The sequence below is a fragment of the Acinetobacter terrae genome, assembly GCF_002135195.1.
Taxonomy (GTDB): domain Bacteria; phylum Pseudomonadota; class Gammaproteobacteria; order Pseudomonadales; family Moraxellaceae; genus Acinetobacter; species Acinetobacter terrae.
The window spans coordinates 16,695-37,973 of record NZ_NEGF01000016.1 but is presented as its reverse complement, the minus strand read 5'-3'; the positions used below and the strand labels follow the sequence as shown (position 1 = coordinate 37,973).

Below are 21,279 nucleotides of genomic sequence, written 5' to 3'. Positions count from 1 at the left end.
TTTTGATGGCATGTTATTTTTGCTTATTGTGCTGAACGCTTTTGTACTAAAGGACTACATAGCACAATCGCACTAAGAATCAGTGCAAAACCCATCAAACTATATTGATCAGGCATTTCTCGCCAAAACATAAAACCCCAGATGCCGGCAAAGATAATCGCAATATAATTTACCGGTCCAATCTGTCCTGCGGGTGCAAGTTTATAGGCGTTCGACATAAAAATTTGACTGATATTCGCCAGTAATCCTGCACACATCAGAAAAACCAGTTCAGTCCAAGTATATGGACGCCATAGCCAAAACATCGGAACCATCGAAATAAGGGTGCCGATAAAGCAGAAATAGAACACGATTTTTTCAGGCGACTCGGTACTGGTCAGTGCTCGAACAGTGACAAATGCCATGGCGGCCAAGAAGCTTGCGCCCAGTCCAATCACCGACATTTGATTAAACATACCTGCATCAGGCTTGGCGACAAATATCACACCGATTAAACCAATTGCTGCAGCAAGAAACATGGCGTTGGTGATTTTTTCTTTGAGGAATAGCCAGGCAATCAATGGAATAAAAATCGGGGACGAGTAGGTAAATACCATGGCATTGGACAGTTTTAAATGTGCAATGGCATAGAAGAAGCCATACATTGCAATCAGCCCAATGACTGCACGCCAGGTATGCATCCAGATTTTTTCAGTCTTAAAAAATCCGGTTCCTTGCTTCAAAATGAGTGGAAGGAAAATGAATAAGCCGACAAAATTTCGGAAAAAGACAATCGTGGGATTGTCGACCGTATGCGATGCATAACGAATACAGACACCCATCAGGGAAAAGAGAAAAGCAGAGCAGGTGAGTAAAGCAAGCGCTTTAAATAAGTTGCGATTGCTTGTAGCTATAGGCATGAAAAAAATTAGCTAGAATGTTTGCTGAGATTTTAGCTGAATCTTCCATTATAAAATTATTGTTTCTGAGCCAGTTGAGCTTCAAGTAATTTAATTTGCTCTTCTTTTAGTGCAACTAAGTCATCGGCATCGGCATGTTGTGCTTTCAATATGGCTTCCTGATCCTTCAGTTGCATTTGAATATCATCCAGTTTAGCGACTTCTTCTTTGGCTAATGATTCATTCTCTGGAACAGCTGTTTTCAGAATTTTTTCATCGACCAATTGAATGGTTTTTTCATCTGTCGCAACTTCGGGTTCAGTCGGTTTAGCTTCAGCAGAAGCCGCAGGCTTTGCCGGTGTATTTAAGCTGGTTCCTTCATGTTCAGGAAGTACTTCGTTTGATGTTGCAAAAAACCATTGATATGCCAAAAAAAGCACAATGATTGCAACCAAGCCCCCAGTAATGCCCAACAAAAGTTTTGGGCTATTTCTTTGATCTAACGTCATGTATTGAACCTGTTTTTATTTTGGCTGACGAGGTTTGAATTGAATAACGCCCACTTCATCCGGTACTTCCGGCATTTGTGGTTCATCAATATGCGTTGGGCGGTTTTCTGTATAATCGCATTCAACACATTCAATCCATTCATCTTCGCCAGAGGTAAGCATGACTACTCTATCTAGCGCTTCACATTTAGGACATTTTGCACCTGCAATGAAACGACGTTTAATAGCCATCTTACTTACCTTCTGATCAATCTAAGGCGCCTAGTTTAAGCGTTTTTAGAGGGGTTCGTCCAACCTTGATGACGTAATAACGCATCTATTTTTGGCTCGCGTCCGCGGAAATTGATAAACGCATCAAGTGCTGTATCTTTTCCGCCAACTGCTAGAATAAATTGACGAAATTCTTTTCCGGTCTGAACATTAAAAATTCCTTCCTGTTCGAAACGATCAAAGGCATCACTGGCCAAAACTTCCGCCCATTTATACGAGTAATAACCTGCAGCATAGCCACCGGCAAAAATATGGCTAAAACTATGCTGGAAACGGTTATAACTTGCCGTTGGTGCTACTGCATATTTTTGACGAATATCATCCAAGGTGGCTTGGACTTGTTCTGCATTTAAAGCGGAACTGTGTTTATGAATAGACAGGTCAAACAAGGCAAATTCGATCTGACGCAAGGTTTGCATGCCGGACTGGAAAAAACGTGCATCGAGTAAAGATTTGAGTAAATCTTGTGGAAGATGCTGTTTGGTTTCGATGTGTTCGCTGAGCAGATCCAGGCTGTCGGTATCCCAGGTCCAGAATTCCATAAATTGACTTGGCAGTTCGACAGCATCCCAATCGACGCCGTGCGTTCCTGCTACGGCAATATGGTCGACTTCGGTCAACATGTGATGCAAGCCATGACCAAATTCATGGAATAAGGTATTCACTTCATCATGGGTGAGCAGTGCCGGTTGATCACCGACCGCAGGAGTGAAGTTACACACCATGTAGCAGATCGGTTTTTGTAAGCCATTTTTAGTTTGCATGCGTGAACGGAAGCCGCTCATCCATGCACCACCGCGTTTTCCACTGCGAGCGTACAGATCAAAGTAAAAACCGCCAACCACAGTGCCTTGATCTTCCAGTTCAAAATAGCGTGCATCGGGATGCCAAACTGGCGCTTCACGTTCCACAATATTGATGCCGTAAAGACGGTTCACAATACTGAACAAGCCTTGCAGAATTTTCGGTGCAGGGAAGTAAGGTTTTAATGATTCTTGAGATAAATTGAATTGCTGAACTTTAAGCTTTTCAGAATAGTAGCCAGTATCCCAAGGCTGTAAATCCTGAATGCCGTCTTGAGATGCGATGGCTTTAAGTTCGGTAATTTCTTGAGTTGCCGGTGCGCGTGCATGTTCAGCCAAGTCGACTAGAAATTTATCTACAGTTTCGACGTCTGGTGCCATTTTGCTGGCCAGCGAAAGCTCGGCATAGTTGTTAAAACCTAACAGCTGTGCCATTTCGTGACGCAGGCCTAAAATTTCTTCGATGATTTTGGTGTTATCAAATTCTGTATGTTCAGACTGATCCGAGGCACGTGTGGTGTAGGCTTTATACAGCTCCTCACGCAAGGCACGATCATCTGCATAGGTCATGATGGCAAGATAAGAGGGAATATCTAAAGTGGCAACCGCCTGTTCAAGTTCACGTTGCTGACCATATTGTTTGAGTAGATCAATGCTGCTTTGCGGTAAGCCTTTGAGTTGTTCTTCAGTCAGTGGTTTGAAGTAGGCTTGGGTTGCATCCAGCACATGATTGGAGAAGTCAGATGAAAGCTGAGATAAACGTGCAGAAATTTCCGCATAACGTGTTTTGGCTTCGCCTTCTAAAGCCACACCTGAAAGTTTAAAGTCACGGAGTGCCAGTTTAATCGCACTTTTGTGTGCTGCAGGCAAGGTATTAAACTGGGGCGCATCATGTACATGTTGATAGGTTTGATACAACACTGTGTGCTGACCCAGTTGGGTATAGTATTCGCTTAAAGCTGGGAGCAGGGATCGATAGAGTTCGCGAGTTTCTGCGTTGTTCATCACTGCATTGAGATGTGACAGCACACCCCAAGATTCACTCATATTATTTTCGAGGGTATCGACTTGGTCTAATACGGCCTGTTGTGCCTGAATACTGTCAGGAACTTCGGTTAAATTATTTAAAAAGTTTTGTCCTTGTTGAATGGCTTGTTCAATCTGTTGTTTTAAATCTGCAAGTTGAATTTGATCAAATTGTGGAACAGGCAAAGTCGCCTTTTCTAAAGTCATTTCTATACGCCATATCATTTATAAACTTAATAGTAGATGTAGGGCTTATGGCAGGGGAAATCAAGACTCGATCAGGATTTATTGTTCCTTATTGGTAGTTTTCGGCTTAACCTGAATATGATTAATAGATTTGACGGATGTTCCAACTGAACTTTGGCGAATGGTCAGTTGTAGGCGGACTTGCTGATTCTGGTAGTGTTGATATTACTCAGGGCTGATTTTAAAAATTGGAGAGGATCTATAAGGTGTTTTCAAGTAATAAGAGATTTTACCTTTAAACGAACTTTTAGTAGCTTGGGCTTGCGTATGGATCACCTGTTGTTTTCCGGCCATCGCTGTATAAAACATGGGAAGTGTGCCAGAAAGATTGAGCCAAAATAGAAAAATAATAACGAGTGGAAAAATTAGCAAGCAGTAGAATCTAGGTCTTTTGCGAACATTTTTCCAGTGATGAGGAATAAACCACTCTTGGCGTTTATTTAAGTAAATAAAATATAATAGCAGTCAAATATAGAGAATGACTGAAATGGTTAGGGTGATGATTTGGATCGTCGGAGTTGGGGAGAAGTTACTGCATAAGAGATAAATAGTTCCACTGATCATCAAACAGAACATAAGAAGACATACATAGTAATGGTAGTAAAATTTTGTGATTTGAAGAATTGGCATAGATCTTTTTAATTTTTTATAGTGTGCTGATTATAAATAAAAAAAGAGAGCCGAAGCTCTCTTTTTTGAATTTACTCTATTTTAGGTTTCGCATTGGCCTTTTTCTTTTTCGGCTTAGACTTTTTCTTCACTTTGTCTTTATCTTTGGCTTTTAGGTCCGGTTTAGCTGCAGGCTTTTTATCTGACTTTTTAGCAAAAGCATCTGACTTGGTTTTTGGCTTTTTCTTGCGAATCGGCTGTTCACCATCTTCACTGACTACGGCTTTAGCACGAGGGGTGTAAACCTCTTCTTTCGCTGTAGTTTTGGCAACACGCGGTGCTCGGCTACGAATCGCACGACCGACATGGGTCATTTGTTGCAACAGTTGAAAGTCAATCTTACGATCTTCCAGATTCACGGCTGCAACTTTAATTTTGACTTCATCACCCAGACTAAAGGTTTGACCACGACTTTGACCGACCAAGCTTTGACTGGCTTGATCATAAACAAAGAAGTCATCACCCAATTGGCTGACGTGAATCATGCCATCGACATAGAGGTCTTTGAGGGTGACGAATAAACCAAATTCAGCGACTGCACTGATGATGCCCACAAATTCTTCACCTAAATGCTGCTGCATATAGTGACATTTCAACCATGTGGTCACAGAGCGAGATGCTTCATCAGCACGGCGTTCAGTTTGAGAGAAATGCTCGCCCGCATCATCTAAAGCAGCACCTGAAAGCGCAAAAGGCTTTTGTTTTAAATGGGCTTTGATGGCACGGTGCAACAACAAGTCAGGGTAACGACGAATTGGTGAAGTGAAGTGCGTATACGCATCATAAGCCAAACCAAAATGCCCAGCATTGTTTGCGCCGTAATAGGCCTGCATCATTGAGCGTAACAACACGGCATGGATACTTGGCGCATCAATACGGTCTTTAGTCGCATCAATCACCGCTTGGTAATCTTTTTGTGTTGGCTGTTCCGGGAATGGCAAGCCAAGCAACTTCACATATTCACGAACTTTTTGGATACGTGAAAATTCAGGTGGCTCATGCACACGGTACAACATTGGAATGTCATTTTCCAATGCATATTCTGCTGCTGCCACATTGGCAAGCAACATACATTCTTCAATCAGTTTATGCGCTTCGTTACGTGAACGAGGCAGAATTTCTTTAATCCCGCCTAACTCATCAAAAGTCATATAAGTTTCGACAGTTTCGAATTCCATCGCATGACGTTCGGCACGTAAACCTTTGAGGGTCTGATAGAGCTGGAACAGGGTATTCAATGACTTGTGCACACTACGGTCGTCAGGAATCGCATCGCTTTCGCCATCAAAATATTGCGCAACCTGAGTATAGGTTAAGCGTGCTTTTGAATGCATGACTGATGGATAGAACTGGAAGCCTGTCACTTTACCCGTACGTGATAAAGTCAAATCACACACCATACATAGACGGTCTACGTGTGGATTCAGTGAGCACAGACCATTTGAAAGTGCTTCAGGCAACATTGGCAAAACGTAGTGCGGGAAATACACTGAAGTACCACGTTCTTTTGCTTCCTCATCCAGCGGGTGATCATTACGGACATAATGACTGACATCCGCAATCGCAACCACCACACGGTAACCGCCACCTGGACGTTTTTCAGCATACACAGCATCGTCAAAGTCGCGTGCATCTTCACCATCAATAGTAACTAATGCTAAATCACGTAAATCGATACGACCTTGGCGATCCTGTTCATTTGGTTCTTTAAAGCTTTCTGCTTCGCGTACCACTTCTTCCGGAAATTCATACGGCAAACCAAATTCTAAAATGGTTTGTGGAATAATGATTTCAGTGTCTGCCTTGTCCGCCATCGATTGCACGATGTGTCCTGTAGGCAATTCTTCACGGGTCGGGTAATCATCAATGGCTACACGAACAGAATCACCGACCTTGACGTGGGCATGTTCAATCAGTTCTTTTTCTAAGGTAATTGGTTGATGTGCATTTGGACTTGCAGGCTGAATAAAGTATTCGCCGTCATAAACCGCAACTTTACCAATAATCTGTTTTACCCGGTGCTGTACAACTTCAGTAATAAAACCCCAAGCTTTGCCCTTACGGTCGATAGAAGTCTGACGCACTTTAACGCGGTCACCATTAAAGACTAAACGCAGTTCACGTTCTGGCAATAAAATATCATCATGATCGGAAATTTTTGCTGTACCTAAACCTTTCGAGTTGATGTATACAGTTGCTTCATGAGTCGGTTGGCTGGTTGCGAGTAGGAACTTAAATCCATCTTTCATCAATTGACCATCGCGTACCATGGCACTTAAACGATGGCTGAGTGCTTCTATACTTCTTTCATCTGCAATATTGAAGTATTCCACTAAATCTGCATGAGATTGTGGTGCTTGTAATTTTTCAATCGTTTCTGAAATGAGAATACGGCTTGGAATAGGATTGTCATAACGTTCGGCTTCAGCCTTAGCTTCAGGGTCGACCCAATTTTTCATAATGTCTTTGGCTTCATGTCAGAAGATAGGATTAGCATAAGTCATGCAGCATGATACTGCACGAAAATGATTGCAATATTGTGTTTTCAATTTCAATTTTACAGGGAAGCGGCACATTTCACACGAGCAACTGTCGAAAAAAGCGGGGAAAGGGGGCGATATAGCCGGAAATCGTATAAAAAATAGATGATTGATTAAAAATATCAGAATTTTTTGAAATGTGACTTGAAGAAGTAGAGTTTAGTTTGTATTATGGCGGCTCGTTACGGTGAGGTGGCCGAGTGGCTGAAGGTACTCCCCTGCTAAGGGAGCGTGGGTCTTAAAGCCCACCGAGGGTTCGAATCCCTCTCTCACCGCCACGAATAACTTGAAATGCGCTCATAGCTCAGCTGGATAGAGCACTTGGCTACGAACTAAGGGGTCGGGAGTTCGAATCTCTCTGAGCGCACCAATCAAGTTAAACGTAAATGTAACGAATGCTGAAAAGCAACTCAAGTACGCGCTCATAGCTCAGCTGGATAGAGCACTTGGCTACGAACTAAGGGGTCGGGAGTTCGAATCTCTCTGAGCGCACCAACTTGAACACATCGACAGATGTAAAACTGGAAAAAACCGCACATGTTGCGGTTTTTTTGTGTCTGAATTTTATAGAATTGAAATAAGCTGAATAATAAAAACAAATACTGGGCTATAAAATAAACAAAATGAAGGGTTGATACGAGAAAAATTAAGATGAGAAAAATAATTGTGCAGGAATTTATAACTTTAGATGGCGTTATTCAAGCACCAGGTGGACCAGAGGAAGATCAATCAGGCAACTTTAAATATGGTGGCTGGGTTGCCCCTTATTTGGCTGATGCAGACGAAGTAGTCAATACGATCATGCAAAAATGGATGCAGTCCACAGATATTCTTTTGGGAAAAAATACTTTTAATATTTGGGAAGTTTACTGGCCAAAGCATGAGGAGATGTGGGCAGGAATCAATGATGTCACTAAGTATGTGATGTCCAGTAGCTTGGAGCACTCGGACTGGCAAAATTCTGTCTTTTTGAAAAATGTTGATGATGTGAAAAAGCTCAAAGCGTCAGAAGGTGGTGATATCAAAGTTCATGGCAGTGCCAATATGACCCAGACACTTTTCAAACATGATCTGGTTGACGAACTTTGTTTGATGACTTTCCCTATTATCCTGGGTACAGGTAAATGTTTATTTGCTGAGGGTTCAACTCCCACTGCTTTTGAATTAACGGATAGCTTGGTCACATCAAGTGGTGTGGTGTTCACTTATTACAAGCGGGTAGGAGAAGTGAAAACGGGTAGGGTGGGATAATGCTAAATGATAAAATCATTGTCTGGATGGGATGAGTTTTGATTTGTTGAAATAAGACCCTATGACTTATAGAAGATGTAATACTGAAAGAGACCACTTAATTGCGGTTTTTTTGTGTCTGAAATTTAGTTATAGCTTCCCCCTTAAAACTGCTTAAATATTTTTAAAATATGTCTCACTGCATTTGTCAGAAAGAGTTTCAAACATAGAAATTTTTTATATTTAGGTTTAGTTTATTAATTCAATAAAAAGGTTTTACGTCCGAGAAATTATAATAGTGAGGGTTTGAATATGGCTCTACTTGCGTTAATCAAAGATGATGAAGACATTCATGGTCAAAATGGCTATATCAATTCAATTCGAAATAAAATTACGGCACAGCCAATCTCTGATATTACCGATCACCAAGGCAACCAATATATTGATTTAGTATTAGAAGGAGGTGTGGTGTGGGGACTTGCATTAATCGGTTATACATACACGCTAGAACAAGCGGGGATTCGTTTTCTAAACTTGGCTGGAACTTCAGCAGGGGCAATAAACGCAATCGTTCTTGCAGCTTTAGGACAGTCATCTGACAAAAAAAGTGAAGAGCTTCTGGCTATTTTTAATAAAATGGATTTAAAAAGTTTTGTTGATGGCGGTGTTCTAGCTCAAGAATTAACGAGTGATATTGAGCAAAAAGATCCTCCCTTTTTTGCAATGTTTCCAAAACTGATAGGTCTTTTAACTCTCGGAAAATTTAGTAAAAATAAACTGGGTATCAACCCGGGGCGGTACTTTGAAAACTGGTTAGAAAGCATTTTAAATCAGCATAATGTCTCAACAACGGCTAAACTTTTTAAAAAACTAGAGAACAAAAATTTAAAAATCAGAGAAATTAGCAAAAGAAAATACCCTGTTCTTGATCAGATATGCTTTGAAAATTCTTTCAAAACCAATAGGTTGGCTATTATTGCGTCGGATATTACCACTGAAAGTAAAATTATTTTTCCTCAAATGGGGTATTTATATTGGAAGAATCCCCTAGAAACTCATCCTAAATACTATGTTAGGGCTTCTATGTCCATTCCGTTGTTTTTTGAACCTGTTCGAATAAACAAGATGCCTGAAAATCGTGAAGAATTTTGGCAGGTATTGACTGGTTTTGAGGGGAATCCTCCTGAAGTCGCTTATCTTGTTGATGGTGGTGTGATCTCTAACTTTCCAATTGATGTTTTTCATTCTCGGGACAGCATTCCATTATGTCCCACATTTGGAGTCAAACTTGATATTAGTAGGAAAAAAGCTTCAACAGTAGACAGTATATCTGACTATTTAACAGCACTCGTCAAAACGACCATTCATACCAATGACTATACTTTTTTGCTTAATAATGATGATTACAAACAATTGATTACATATATAGACACTTCACAAAAGTATGTACCCAATAATAAAAATAAATCGAATAATCTTGTGAGAAGAATATTAGGAAAAATTAAGCATAGTGAATCAGATACATTTGGTATTCTTGACTTCAATATGTCGGATGAAAAGAAAGCTGCACTATTTGCATTAGGTGCAAAAGCTGCATGTGAATTTATTTGTGGAAATAAAGTATATGCATCAAGTAATAAACAAAAACCTTATCCCCCAAATACAATTCCACCATTTCATTGGGAAGAGTATAAAGATTTAAGAGAACAATTAATTGTGGCTGATACCCAAGCCTATCAAGAAAAAAAGGAGAAAATTAAAAAATTCTCTTTATTGCCATAAATATATTTATGAAATTACATGCATATTTTCCTGTGGTTACTTAATATTCTAGAACCACAGGTAGTATTTAAACGGCTTCACATCGGTCTCTACCAATCAGATAAGTTTCCTGAGTGTCATAATCTAGAGCATTGATGTATTTTCAGTGCTTGTTGCTGATCTCAAGATCAGCTTTTGGGAAAGAGGTCGTGAGAAATCACTAAATTGGCTATTTTTGTTTAAAAAATAGATGAGAAATTCAATTTTGCCCAATAACTGTCCACTTGATTGCGTATTTGTTAAAAAGCACTTAACAGAGCATTAAAAACGCGTATAATGCACCACATCAAGACGTCGCGCTCATAGCTCAGCTGGATAGAGCACTTGGCTACGAACTAAGGGGTCGGGAGTTCGAATCTCTCTGAGCGCACCAACTTGATTACATCGACAGATGTAAAACTGGAAGAAACCACTTTTTTTAAAGTGGTTTTTTTGTGCCTAGAATAAATTAAATCTGTTAAAGAATTATTTCATCTTCTGCTTAATCTTTAATGCCAAGACGGTATTGCTACCAAGTGCCGGCAACATGTCGTGATAAGGCATGCTTCGCATCGCCCGAAGCAGAAATGGTGCTTTGTCGTGGATTTTCATGGCGCTGGTGACATTTAATAGCGTACCGTTACCTTGAGGAATCAGTTGCATTCCACCTTTGACAAATTGTAAATCTCCACCGACCGCATGAAACTCATTTTCCAAACTATTTGGATAGTCAAAACGCAGCTTAAAATCAAATGGAATATTGATCACGCCTAAGCCGACTGAAATTTTATAGTCGGCATCAAAGGTATTGGGATCAATTTTTTTAATTTCGATGTCTTTAATCTGACGTGGAAAAAGTTCCTGATACGCAGGAGCACTGAGCCAATGCTGTAACTGTTGCGGGCTTTTGGCAAAATACTGATAGCTACTACTAAAACGCAAACTTTCCAAACCATGCTGATAAGGTACTTTATTAGATGGCAGGATAAAAGAAACCGGCTCTTGTGATTGTTGACTCAGCGCTGCAATTTTTTGAACTTGGCTCGAGCTTAAGTGGGGTTCGGGTAACTTTCCAGCTTTTAAGGTTTGATATGTGGGTGTTTTAAAGTGTTGTTGCAAGGCTTCTAATAAAAAAGCGTTGGTGCCCGAGGGAATGCCGAGTTTGGCCTCTGGAATGGCCTTCAGAATGGTACTGAATAAAAAGCCTTTAGGCTGGTTCAAATCACCCCATTGGGTAAGGGTAATTAAAGTTTTATTACTGCCTAAATCAAACCATTCAATTTTGCCCGCGCCGTAAGGAATGGGCGCATCCAGAACAATGGTGGAAATGCTATTGGCTGTTAAATGATGCTGCATCACCACATTTTCTTTAAAGTTTAATATTGGAATAGGGGTGGGAATATGCACCTGATACTTCATCTGGGTAATGCTGCCTTGTTGTTCCAAGACCTTTGAAGATTTTAATACCGGAAATAGTCCATTGTACCCGCTATAGTTACTTAAAAGCCGCGCCACATTTTGGCTATTTGCAGGAACAACCACTGCACCGGTATAAAACTTGCCTGTCATACTTTGTGGATTTTTAAAGGTCGGTAAAGTAATGGATTGCGCAGGATGGGCATAAATTAAAATACGGTTTGCAGTTAAGTCCGCCAGTGGTTGAGCCTTGCCTTGAAATACATTTAAGCTGCTGGGAATTTGTTCTTTCCATGGAATGATTTTTGCCGAAACTGGCATAGCGCACAGGCAGCACAGAATCAATAGGCTGTATCTGTAGTTATTGTTTTGCATATTACATCCTGTTTATGCTTTTTATGAGTATATGCTGATGTTTTAATCAATTCCCCAGTAATTGTGAAGCGAACTTATGTAATTTAGGCTGGCAAAAACAATAAGGAAAAGGCTGAATCTGGTGTAATATCTAGCGCAATTGTTGTAATAATTTGATGATCACTTATGTCAGAGACCAAGCCCGCTGTATCGCTACGTTATTCCTTAAACCTGGAAGAATCACAAGATGGTTTTGCCCTTGCTACTTTTGGTAAAAAGCAACTCACACGCTTTATTACCCCGTTGGTGAGTATCGGGATCATTGTTTGGGGTTTTTACCTCGGCTTTAATGGCGTGGGGCGCTATTATGTTGCGCTGGGTGCTTTCTTTCTAATTTTACAATTGATTATGCGTTACTGGTTTTTACCGATGATGTTTAAACGTCAATTTGTGAAATACCAGTTTGGTAAAAGTGAACAGGGCATCGAATTATTTCAAGATTATGTAGAAATTTATGCCAATGGTCGTAAGCAAATTTTCAACTATAGCGAAGTACAAAACTTTGCCACAGGTAAGCTGACCTATATGATTGAATTGAAAAATCGTACCGTCATTATTGTGCCGAAACGCGCTTTTGAGCAATCTGCGGATCAGACCGTATTTGAAAATACATTTAAAAAGTAAGCTTTAAAATACAGTAAAAGTGAAATAAAAAAGGGAAGATCATGAGTACACGTCCATCTAAAATTGTCTGTGTCGGTCGTAGCTATGCAGACCATGCCAAAGAATTAGGAAATGCTATTCCTGATCGTCCAGTTTTATTCATTAAGCCGCCAAGCAGTTTGGCGAGTTTAGAACAAGGCATTTCATGGAACCCAGCGTGGGGCAATTGTCACTATGAGTGTGAATTGAGTTTGCGTATAGACCGTACTTTAAAGGCAGAAACTGATCTAGCCAAAGCCTTAAAAGCCGTGGGCGCAGTGACTTTGGGTTTAGACTTGACGCTACGTGATTTACAAGACGACCTGAAAAAGAAAGGTCAGCCTTGGGAACGTGCCAAAGCATTTGATGATTCATGTGTCTTGGCAGACTGGGTGGAACTGTCAGAAGTCAAAGACTGGAAAGATGTGCATTACACCTTGCATGTCAATGATGAGCTGCGTCAAAAAGGTGATACCTCTTTACTGATTTTTGATATTGCCACTTTGCTTGCCGACATCAGCCAAGTCTTCACTTTAGAAGAAGGTGATGTGGTGATGACCGGTACACCTGCAGGTGTGGCAGCATTAAAAGCAGGCGATCAACTGACCATGACGTTACAAGGTCAAACCCAAGAGTTTGTCTGGAAAACCTTTGTTCAGGCTTAAGCTTTGAATGAATAAAAAGGACTGCTTTGGCAGTCCTTTTTTTTAAAAATATATATGACGCTGAATACTTTTTTAGATTCTCTGCAATTTCAAAGTTGAGCGGTTTAGCGTATCTTTGGACGCGTAAAAAATACGGTAAGTTTCAAGGAATAATAGTGATAGAACGCAAGGCACTGGATGTACGAGCATCTACCATCATGTTTGGCTTGTGTATTCTTTGGGGCTTGCAACAAGTCGTCTTGAAAATGGCAGCTCCCGATATTTCTTCTTTAATGCAAGTCGCCTTGCGATCAGGGCTTTCCGCCTTAATGGTCTATCCACTGATCAAGCTTGGGGAAGGGAACTCACTATGGAGCAAAGATTATTTGTATCCGGGTTTAGTTGTAGCTTTATTATTTGCAGCTGAGTTCTTTATGCTTGCTCAAGCCATTCGATTTACTTCTGCTTCGCATGCCGTTGTTCTACTTTATACCGCACCTATTTTTGTGGCTTTAGGTCTGCATTGGAAATTGCCTTCAGAACGCTTATCCATTTTGCAGTGGAGCGGTATTTTTATCGCATTTTTAGGCATCGTGGTGACATTTGTTGGACGCGATGGCAGTTCAGGGCAAGACCTATCGCAAATGCTATTTGGGGATTTGCTCGCTTTATTGGCAGGCATACTTTGGGCAGCCACCACAATTTCTGTCCGTTTAACCAAGCTTTCCGATGCACCAGCAACTCAGACTTTGTTCTATCAATTGGCAGGTGGTTTTGTGTTCCTGTTCCCTTTAACTTTCGTGTTGGGACAAGCCAGCATTCATTGGACAAGCCTTGCCATTAGCAGTTTGATCTTTCATAGTATCGTTATTTCATTTGCCAGTTATCTGATCTGGTTCTGGCTGCTGAAAAGCTATTTGGCTTCACGTTTAGGCGTATTTTCATTTTTAACGCCATTGTTTGGCATGTTGTTTGGTGTGTGGTTGTTGAATGAAAGCATCGAAATGAATTTTATTATCGGTACAGTCATGGTGATGATGGGTGTGTTGGTCGTAAGTTTACAGGGCTGGTTAAAGCCGAAAAATAGCAAAGCATGAAAGCATTCAATAAAGCCACCTTGATCGGCTTGTCATCCATCTTGATTTGGGCAAGTCTGGTTGCAGTGGTTAAACTGATTACTGAATCATTAAGTCCTGTTTCAGCCATTGCGCTGATTTATAGTTTTAGTGCGATGGCTATTTTAGTGTTGAATGGGCTGCCGCGTTTTCAGCACATATCGAAAGCTTATTTGTGGGGCTGTGGCGCTTTATTTGTGGCTTATGAAATTCTATTTTTAGTTTCGATTGCCTTGTCACAAAATCATGATCAGGTGCTGATTATCGCGATGATCAATTATTTGTGGCCGCCTCTCACCATTGTCTTTTCAATATTGGCCAAGCAGCTGAATTATCGTTGGCCGGTGATTGTCGGATTTATTGTTTCTGTCCTTGGGTTATTGCTGGTGGTTAATCCCGACATTTTGAATCTGGAGCAATTTCTACAAATACTGCAACAAAATCCAATGGCCTATTGTTTTGCATTTTTAGGGGCTTTGCTTTGGCCGTGTTATAGCGTACTGACCAAAAAATATGCCCAAGGGCAAAATGCGGTGCCGTTATTTTTTCTGGTGACGGCGATCGCCTTATGGTGCATTCATTTTATGATGGATCAGGCTTTTATTTTTCCACAGCTGAATATGTGGCTATTGATTGCAGTGACAGGTGGTTTGGTAGGGATTGCTTATAGCAATTGGAATCAGAGTTTACAGTTCGGCAATATCAAGCTGCTGATTCTCGCTACCTATTTTATGCCTGTTTTATCTTCCTTTATGTCGATGCTGATTTTGGATGCAACACCCAGTCTTACCTTTTGGATCGGGACATGCTTGGTGACTTTCGGGGCCATGATTTGCTGGAAGAACACTGCGGAAATTTAAGCCTTATCCATATCCCTTCCTCTTTTAAGAAGGAAGGAGAGATATTTTATCTTGGATAAATTTCCTCAACACTCGGTGGTGTGAGAGAAAGAGCGTTCTATTTCTCTTCCAGAATTTTGGATAAGGGAATCGCCAGTTTGGCTGAAAGATAGTCATCTGTTTCAATCAGTGCAGGACCCAGTTTTTGCATCCATACATCGTCAGGATGAATATTGCCCATATCTTGACGGCGTGGAAGTGGGTAGGGTAACTGGGTATAGAAACTCCAGAAATCGACTTGATCCAAATTGCGTGCTAAAACAAACTCGTCATTGTCAGTACGTTTAACTAAGTTCTGTTTTTCGAGCATCAGTACATAAGAAGGCCAGCGTCCAATTTCTCCACGGCCCAAAATGCCCAAAGCTTCTTCATCAGAGATACTTTCGCCTTTAAGTTGTTTTTTATAAAACAGTTCCAATAAATCCAGCAGCATAATCACAGGATGTCGCTTCTGTTCTTTGCCTGAATGAAATGCCGTCAGCGCATAACTGATTTCAACGCCTAACAAGACAATGTTCCAGGACAAGAAAATCCATAGCAGGAAAATTGGCACGGCAGCAAAAGCACCATAAACAATTTCATAACTGGTGAAATTGGACATGATTACGCCAAACAGATTCTTTAATAATTCAAATACCACCGCACTAAATGTACCTGCAATCAAAGCCGCCTTGATCGGAACAGTCCGATTAGGAATAGTCCAATTTAAAATGAAAAAACCCAGAATGGTCAGGACAAAGGAAATACACCAAAAGATAAACTCGCCATTTAACTCGTAGCCGGCAAAATTATTGCTCAGCACATTTAACGATGCTACGGTAGATGAAATAGCGAATGCACTACCTAATAAAATTGGACCGAGTGAAATAATGGTCCAATAACGCATAAAGCCAATAATGCCGCCACGCGTTTCCCGGACTCGCCAAATGCGATTAAAAACCGTTTCGATACTGGTCAGCATCATCACCGTGGTGATAAATAGAAATAAAATCCCAATAACGGTTAGATTGCTGGATTTATCGGTAAAGGCATTGAAGGCTTTGTCAAAAGCAATCGTAGATCTGGGTAAGAAATTACTATAAATCAGTTGTTGTAATTGTTGCCTTGCCGGCTCAAGCGCTTTAATGGAAGAAATGATGACCAAGAAAACTGTCAACATGGGCACAACTGCAAATAACGTGGTATAGGTTAATGAACCTGCCTGTTCACGACAACGATCTGCTTCAAAACGTCTTATGACAAATAAAACAAACTGAAACCAAGTCTCATTATAAAAAGGAAGTTTTTTTAAATACTTTTCTAACATAGGTATCAAGTCTCAATTTTTTTTAATCATCTTTATGAATTTTCATGACCAAGCTTAACCAAAAAATGGGAAAAATACCGTATAGTTTTCTTTTTTAGCTTCGTTTATAAAAATTATGCAGTCTTATGTCCTTGTTTTATATTACAGCAAATATGGTTCGACTAAAGAAATGGCGCATTTAATTGCCAATGGGATTGAATCTGCAGATATGGTGGTCAAAATTCGTACTGTTCCAAATTTATCGACAGTGGTCAAAGAAGCTGAACCAAGTATTCCTGCTGAAGGGGATATTTATTGTACTTTAGATGATTTGGCGAATTGTTCAGGTTTGGCTTTAGGTTCGCCAACACGTTTTGGCAATATGGCATCTGAGATGAAGTATTTTTGGGACCAGACCACAAGTCTTTGGTTAAATGGAGCTTTACATCAAAAACCTGCCTGTGTATTTACCTCATCGGGTTCTATGCATGGCGGACAGGAAAGTACCTTGCTGACCATGCTTCCACCATTGTTCCATCATGGCATGATGATTATGGGGCTACCGAATGCCAATCCAGCGTTATCCAATACTAAATCGGGTGGTACGCCGTATGGTGCAAGTCATGTCAGTGGTCCACGTCATGATTTGGGTTTAAGCCAAGATGAAAAAGTCCTGTGTGAAGAGCAGGGCAAACGCTTGGGTGATGTGGTTAAAAAATTACAAGCAAATTCATAATTTTCTAAAGTGGAAAGGGAGCTTAAATAGGTGACTTTCTAAATAGAATTTCTATCGATATATAAAAAATAAAAAGACCATTCTAAAATGAATGGTCTTTTTAAATTACAGGATAAAATTTAAGCGTTGAATCGTTATACTTTTTCTTTAAAACGATGATTGCACTTTAAACATTTATAATCTAAGAACACATTTTTATCGATAATCACACCGGCTTTTTTCCCGAAGATATTACCTAACATACCGCCAGTGACACCAGCGGCAATTGCACCTACAAAAGTCCCTACGGTTCCACCGAAAATAACACCTAATGGCCCAGCGACAGCGCCAATTGCTGCCCCAGTTGATGCGCCAGTTGCCGCACCACCGACTGTTCCTGCGGTTGCCCCAGCAGAAGTAAGAAGGATTCCGCTTATTGTCTTGATGTTTTTCTCGTGATCTCGTTTCTCAACTTCAGAAGATCCGCATTTAGGACATTGCATAGATTTTTCCATCAAATATTCATCTTTTATTTATCTTGCAAGAAAGTGAGTATGGGTACTTTTCCAAGATAATAGGTCATTAACAATAAACAAGAACGGTATGTATCCTCTATCTTATGATGTTAGGAACATTTCATACCAACTTGATTCTAGCTGAATGAAAGTCATAGAAGTTTATCTGAGTTGTAAATACCTTGACGCTTCATCTAACTTTGGCCCTCCTTAAATCATTTTTGGGTAATGATGAGCCCTAAAACGATGAAAATTTCCCTCTGAATGTTCACAATTCAAAACATAGATATGCTCACTGGTCATCTCTTTACGCTTAATTACACGGGGGCCTTTGGTTAAAGCATACTGAGCCTGAAGCGATGCTCGCAAAAATCCATATTTATATCAGAATTCCCTTATAAATAATCTTAAGTGTGATTGTTTTATTATATTTTTAATAAATCACTATCTAGTTCACATTAAAATAGAAGCTCTAATAAAATCAAAGTTAACCGCTTCATAAAACTGAATTGGTTTGACAAGTTTAGTCTTTATTTTCGAAAATTTTTACCATTATTAATATGAAAAATATATTACTTAAGTTAGATTATTTATGTGAAGTATGGATTTTAAAATTTGTTACATTATGATTTCTTACAATTCAAAAATAAACAACAAATAACAATTTATTAATTAAAACAACAAGATGTTTTATCTTTACAAACAAGAAACATGTAAATCCTGATACGTTTCGCCTTTTGTTTTTTTTATGTGATTTAATGTTTGTTATAGAAATTAAACATTACTAATTAAATATTACTAAACGAAAAATAAATAAACATCTTAGCTCAAAGGATGGCAAACATCATGAGAATATCAGTGATCAATGTGGGTTTATTTTGCTTATGTTTTCTGAGTAACACTTATGCAACATCTGATGAGTGGAGTCAGCGCTGGAAAGCATCAAGTAATCGTTCCAATGAGAATTTAGTCCAAGCAAATCTGATTGAACTCATGGATTCAGATTATTATTCTGGACTAGGAAAAACCACAATAAATAGCACATCGACAAGTTCTATAGGTACAGTTAATTCAGCTACTAGTAATGTGAATATAAATGGTTCAAATAATGGTGTAGACATTTCGAATGATACTGCGAATGACGGATCTGTAAATTCAAATACCACTCAAAATAATCAGCAATGCCCTAACTTAAGCACCCAACCAGGGGGAGAGTCACTATGCTGAATTTCCCTCGGTTGAATAGAAGACAAATATCTTCTGTGAGCATCATGATCATTTTTAGCCATCTTCTGACAGGGTGTACGGGCATGGCGCTTTCAAACAAGGAGCCTGTCAGTCTGGTGCAAGGGCCACCAATTACCGATATTTTTACCCCTTTTGATATGGCCTTATCTTGCCTGAAAGGACAACTGCGCAATGATGTCAATTTCTCTGTTGGAGCAATTTTAGACCAAACCGGCAAAGATGTAGTGACGAATGGCGGCAGTGGCAAAATGGTGACCCAAGGTGCGGGAGATATGGTGCAATCTGCGTTATTTCAGGCTGGCGTTAGCTTATTGAACCGGCGTGATCCTCGTATTATAGAAAGCGAAGCCAAGTGGGGAATTCGCGACCCAAGGCAAATTAAGGCTTCTGATTATTATGTGACAGGCAGTATTAACAGTTTGGATTTTATTCCTGGCGGCGGTCTGGACATGCAGATTGGCGGTGTCGGTCCCAATTATAGCCAAACCCGGATTATGGTGGGTTTAGATTTATCTCTGACCGATACACGCAGCAGTAAAGTAGTCGCCAATGTTTCACTGCAGAAGCAAATTGCCGCACAAGATTACGGCATAAGTGCAGGCAGGTTCGCTGGCCATACTTTATTGAACATTCAGGTCGGTAAAGGAGAGCGGGAGGCAACAAACTTTGCCTTACGCCAAATGTTGAATCTGGCAACTTTTGAATTGCTCAGTCAGGTTATCCCGCCAGCAACATTTGAAAGCTGCCGCACTGAAATACCGCCTGAATTTGGCCGCTTAAGTTTAACGAGAAGTTCTGTTGCCTTGTATAAATATAAGGAAAGCCAGAAACAAAACACTGCTGATTCAAGTAGATCTCTTCTGGAGTCATCCTCAGATAATACAAGTTCATCTAATGAAAAAAATAAATCGACCAACTCACCCAGTAAAGATACCAAGCCGCCTAAAAATAAAGAATCTGAGGTGATTCAAAATCCTGAAGGCGAGCCTGAAATGAGCAAACAAGACCTGATTAAATACATCAGCAAGAAACAAGGCTCATCTTCTTCAAGCAAAATGAATGAAGAGAAAGGCAATAAAGAAAAAGAAAATGAGAAGACTTCGATGCTGTGGGATGTCAACCCAGAGGTTGTAGAAAATTATTGGTCAACCACTCAGCGTGATTGAAAAATATATAAAAAATGGGCTCGCTCCCATTATAAAAAGAAGTACTTAGCGAGAAGTACTTCAAAACTAGAAAAGGAAAATAACTATGAATAAGACTATCAAAACAATCGCCTTATCCGTCGCCTTCCTGTCCAGTGCAGTTATGGCAAATGCTCAAGATAATAATGTAACTGTAGATACTGGTTTGCAATCGACCCTAAACCTTTTATCTCAAAGGACTGCAAATGGTAGTGCGCTTAACCTAGCCATTAATACCAATAATATTGATGCAACCGTCAACACAGAGGGGCGTTTTAATTCACTAAATAATGTGGGAGATAAACTTGCGATAGAAACTTCAGCACTGGGTGCCGTGAACACAGGAAGTATCAGCTTACAGCAAGGTAACCTGAGTGCTGTGAGTACGGGGACATTAGAGGCAACTCTTGATGCTGAAAGAAGTGCGGCGCGTACTTTAGAAGAATGGCGTTCTGAACGGTCGTCAGAGCTCGAAAGCTCTATCAGTGCATCACTGAATACCGACGTTTATGATCAATTCTCTGAAACCCTGAGTAATTACAGCGCAGCGAATTTAGCCATTAATACTGGCGCTATTGATGCATCTGTAAATACAAGAGGATTCGAGAATCATATTGACGGCATCAAAACTTCAGCAATCGGCGCTGTGAATACAGGCAGCATTACAGTGACCGTAAAATAAATCCACCCTTCAATATGATTCAGGGTCTAACTATTTGCGGATAGTTAGACCTTTTTATCTTACAATAATATGAATATAAATTGTTGATTTAATGATCGCATATAGCGGCATTAATCTATTCCATAGTAGTACTTATTCTGGAAGCTCATTTCAATCGGATCATTAGATAAAAAGTACAATGAATTTTAGATTTTCTTACATCTCATCCTGAAGCGGGTAATGTAGATGGGCTCAAGTGGAATACATAAAACCCATTGAGGATTTGGTAAAAAAGTAGGGTGGAGTAATTTATAACAACCCTCTAGCTTCTGAAAAAAGTAAATGAAATATTTGCACATACGTCTATGAGAACACACATCATCACTCAAACAGATGTAGCTTTAGCACGTCAAAAATCAGAATTAAGTCAGTTTCAATTTAAAGATACGAGGGGATCTGTTCGTACATGAGAAAGTTGGAAACAACGTGTAGTCAGACTTGGCTATAGTTAATCGTATAGATATTTTAATTAATGAATTAAAAGATTAATATAAAAAAAGAGCGCCTAAG

The 21,279-nt window shown here is 40.0% G+C and carries 18 protein-coding genes and 4 tRNA genes; 14 read left to right on the top strand and 8 right to left on the bottom strand.

Features of this window, described 5'->3' with window-relative positions; translation table 11 throughout:
* Nucleotides 1-23: 23 nt before the first annotated feature.
* The 5 genes from B9T23_RS14985 to rnr all read right to left on the bottom strand — a co-directional run bounded on the left by B9T23_RS14985 (nt 24) and on the right by rnr (nt 6,860).
* Nucleotides 24-899 (bottom strand): DMT family transporter, encoded by an 876-nt coding sequence (locus B9T23_RS14985; RefSeq protein WP_086194653.1) that lies wholly within the window; start codon nt 897-899, stop codon nt 24-26.
* 56 nt (nt 900-955) lie between these two features.
* The gene (locus B9T23_RS14980; protein ID WP_086194652.1) at nt 956-1,387 is read right to left on the bottom strand and encodes a hypothetical protein; all 432 of its coding nucleotides are present in this window, start codon (nt 1,385-1,387) and stop codon (nt 956-958) included.
* Nucleotides 1,388-1,402: 15 nt separating this feature from the next.
* A complete protein-coding gene (locus B9T23_RS14975; RefSeq protein ID WP_171255163.1) occupies nt 1,403-1,612 on the bottom strand; it encodes a YheV family putative zinc ribbon protein in 210 nt (69 codons plus the stop codon).
* A gap of 41 nt (nt 1,613-1,653) precedes the next feature.
* Nucleotides 1,654-3,708 carry a M3 family metallopeptidase gene (locus B9T23_RS14970; RefSeq protein ID WP_171263119.1) on the bottom strand — a complete coding sequence of 685 codons (2,055 nt, stop codon included), beginning with the start codon at nt 3,706-3,708 and terminating at the stop codon, nt 1,654-1,656.
* Nucleotides 3,709-4,433: 725 nt separating this feature from the next.
* Entirely contained in the window at nt 4,434-6,860 is a 2,427-nt protein-coding gene (gene rnr, locus B9T23_RS14965) for a ribonuclease R (protein WP_086194650.1), read from the bottom strand.
* A 267-nt stretch (nt 6,861-7,127) separates the two neighbouring features.
* On the opposite strand from rnr, the gene B9T23_RS14960 reads away from it, so the two are divergent.
* From B9T23_RS14960 to B9T23_RS14935, 6 genes are all read left to right on the top strand, one after another.
* Nucleotides 7,128-7,219: transfer RNA gene (locus tag B9T23_RS14960), tRNA-Ser, on the top strand.
* Between the two features lie 15 nt (nt 7,220-7,234).
* Nucleotides 7,235-7,311, top strand: a tRNA-Arg gene (locus B9T23_RS14955).
* Nucleotides 7,312-7,359: 48 nt separating this feature from the next.
* Nucleotides 7,360-7,436: transfer RNA gene (locus B9T23_RS14950), tRNA-Arg, on the top strand.
* A gap of 156 nt (nt 7,437-7,592) precedes the next feature.
* Nucleotides 7,593-8,192, top strand: a complete 600-nt coding sequence (locus B9T23_RS14945; RefSeq protein WP_086194649.1) for a dihydrofolate reductase family protein — start codon at nt 7,593-7,595, stop codon at nt 8,190-8,192.
* Between the two features lie 291 nt (nt 8,193-8,483).
* A complete protein-coding gene (locus tag B9T23_RS14940) occupies nt 8,484-9,953 on the top strand; it encodes a patatin-like phospholipase family protein (RefSeq protein ID WP_086194648.1) in 1,470 nt (489 codons plus the stop codon).
* 335 nt (nt 9,954-10,288) lie between these two features.
* A tRNA-Arg gene (locus B9T23_RS14935) sits at nt 10,289-10,365 on the top strand.
* A gap of 92 nt (nt 10,366-10,457) precedes the next feature.
* On the opposite strand, the gene B9T23_RS14930 is transcribed toward B9T23_RS14935, so the two are convergent.
* Nucleotides 10,458-11,708: an SRPBCC family protein gene (locus B9T23_RS14930; protein WP_407640434.1), complete on the bottom strand. Its 1,251-nt coding sequence runs from the start codon at nt 11,706-11,708 to the stop codon at nt 10,458-10,460.
* Between the two features lie 219 nt (nt 11,709-11,927).
* Here B9T23_RS14930 and B9T23_RS14925 point away from each other — a divergent pair, with 219 nt between their 5' ends.
* From B9T23_RS14925 to yddG, 4 genes are all read left to right on the top strand, one after another.
* Nucleotides 11,928-12,425: a YcxB family protein gene (locus tag B9T23_RS14925; RefSeq protein WP_067723760.1), complete on the top strand. Its 498-nt coding sequence runs from the start codon at nt 11,928-11,930 to the stop codon at nt 12,423-12,425.
* Between the two features lie 41 nt (nt 12,426-12,466).
* On the top strand, nt 12,467-13,108 hold the full coding sequence (locus B9T23_RS14920) for a fumarylacetoacetate hydrolase family protein (protein WP_086194646.1): 642 nt from the start codon (nt 12,467-12,469) through the stop codon (nt 13,106-13,108).
* Nucleotides 13,109-13,305: 197 nt separating this feature from the next.
* The gene (locus tag B9T23_RS14915; RefSeq protein WP_214645732.1) at nt 13,306-14,184 is read left to right on the top strand and encodes a DMT family transporter; all 879 of its coding nucleotides are present in this window, start codon (nt 13,306-13,308) and stop codon (nt 14,182-14,184) included.
* Nucleotides 14,181-15,062: an aromatic amino acid DMT transporter YddG gene (yddG, locus tag B9T23_RS14910; protein WP_067723757.1), complete on the top strand. Its 882-nt coding sequence runs from the start codon at nt 14,181-14,183 to the stop codon at nt 15,060-15,062. The genes B9T23_RS14915 and yddG overlap by 4 nt, the downstream gene beginning before the upstream one ends.
* A gap of 97 nt (nt 15,063-15,159) precedes the next feature.
* Here yddG and B9T23_RS14905 read toward each other — a convergent pair whose 3' ends face one another.
* Nucleotides 15,160-16,407 carry a YihY family inner membrane protein gene (locus B9T23_RS14905; protein ID WP_067723756.1) on the bottom strand — a complete coding sequence of 416 codons (1,248 nt, stop codon included), beginning with the start codon at nt 16,405-16,407 and terminating at the stop codon, nt 15,160-15,162.
* Between the two features lie 115 nt (nt 16,408-16,522).
* Between B9T23_RS14905 and wrbA the strand changes: the two genes are divergently transcribed.
* Nucleotides 16,523-17,122: an NAD(P)H:quinone oxidoreductase gene (gene wrbA / locus B9T23_RS14900; RefSeq protein WP_086194645.1), complete on the top strand. Its 600-nt coding sequence runs from the start codon at nt 16,523-16,525 to the stop codon at nt 17,120-17,122.
* A gap of 134 nt (nt 17,123-17,256) precedes the next feature.
* Here the strand turns inward: wrbA and B9T23_RS14895 are convergent, their stop codons facing one another.
* Nucleotides 17,257-17,616 carry a hypothetical protein gene (locus B9T23_RS14895; RefSeq protein ID WP_086194644.1) on the bottom strand — a complete coding sequence of 120 codons (360 nt, stop codon included), beginning with the start codon at nt 17,614-17,616 and terminating at the stop codon, nt 17,257-17,259.
* A gap of 846 nt (nt 17,617-18,462) precedes the next feature.
* On the opposite strand from B9T23_RS14895, the gene B9T23_RS17080 reads away from it, so the two are divergent.
* The 3 genes from B9T23_RS17080 (at nt 18,463) to B9T23_RS14880 (ending at nt 20,730) form a co-directional block, all read left to right on the top strand.
* Nucleotides 18,463-18,843, top strand: a complete 381-nt coding sequence (locus tag B9T23_RS17080) for a hypothetical protein (RefSeq protein ID WP_067723753.1) — start codon at nt 18,463-18,465, stop codon at nt 18,841-18,843.
* A complete protein-coding gene (locus tag B9T23_RS14885) occupies nt 18,837-20,030 on the top strand; it encodes a CsgG/HfaB family protein (protein WP_086194643.1) in 1,194 nt (397 codons plus the stop codon). The genes B9T23_RS17080 and B9T23_RS14885 overlap by 7 nt, the downstream gene beginning before the upstream one ends.
* Nucleotides 20,031-20,115: 85 nt before the next feature.
* Nucleotides 20,116-20,730, top strand: a complete 615-nt coding sequence (locus B9T23_RS14880) for a hypothetical protein (RefSeq protein ID WP_067723751.1) — start codon at nt 20,116-20,118, stop codon at nt 20,728-20,730.
* Nucleotides 20,731-21,279 lie beyond the last annotated feature (549 nt).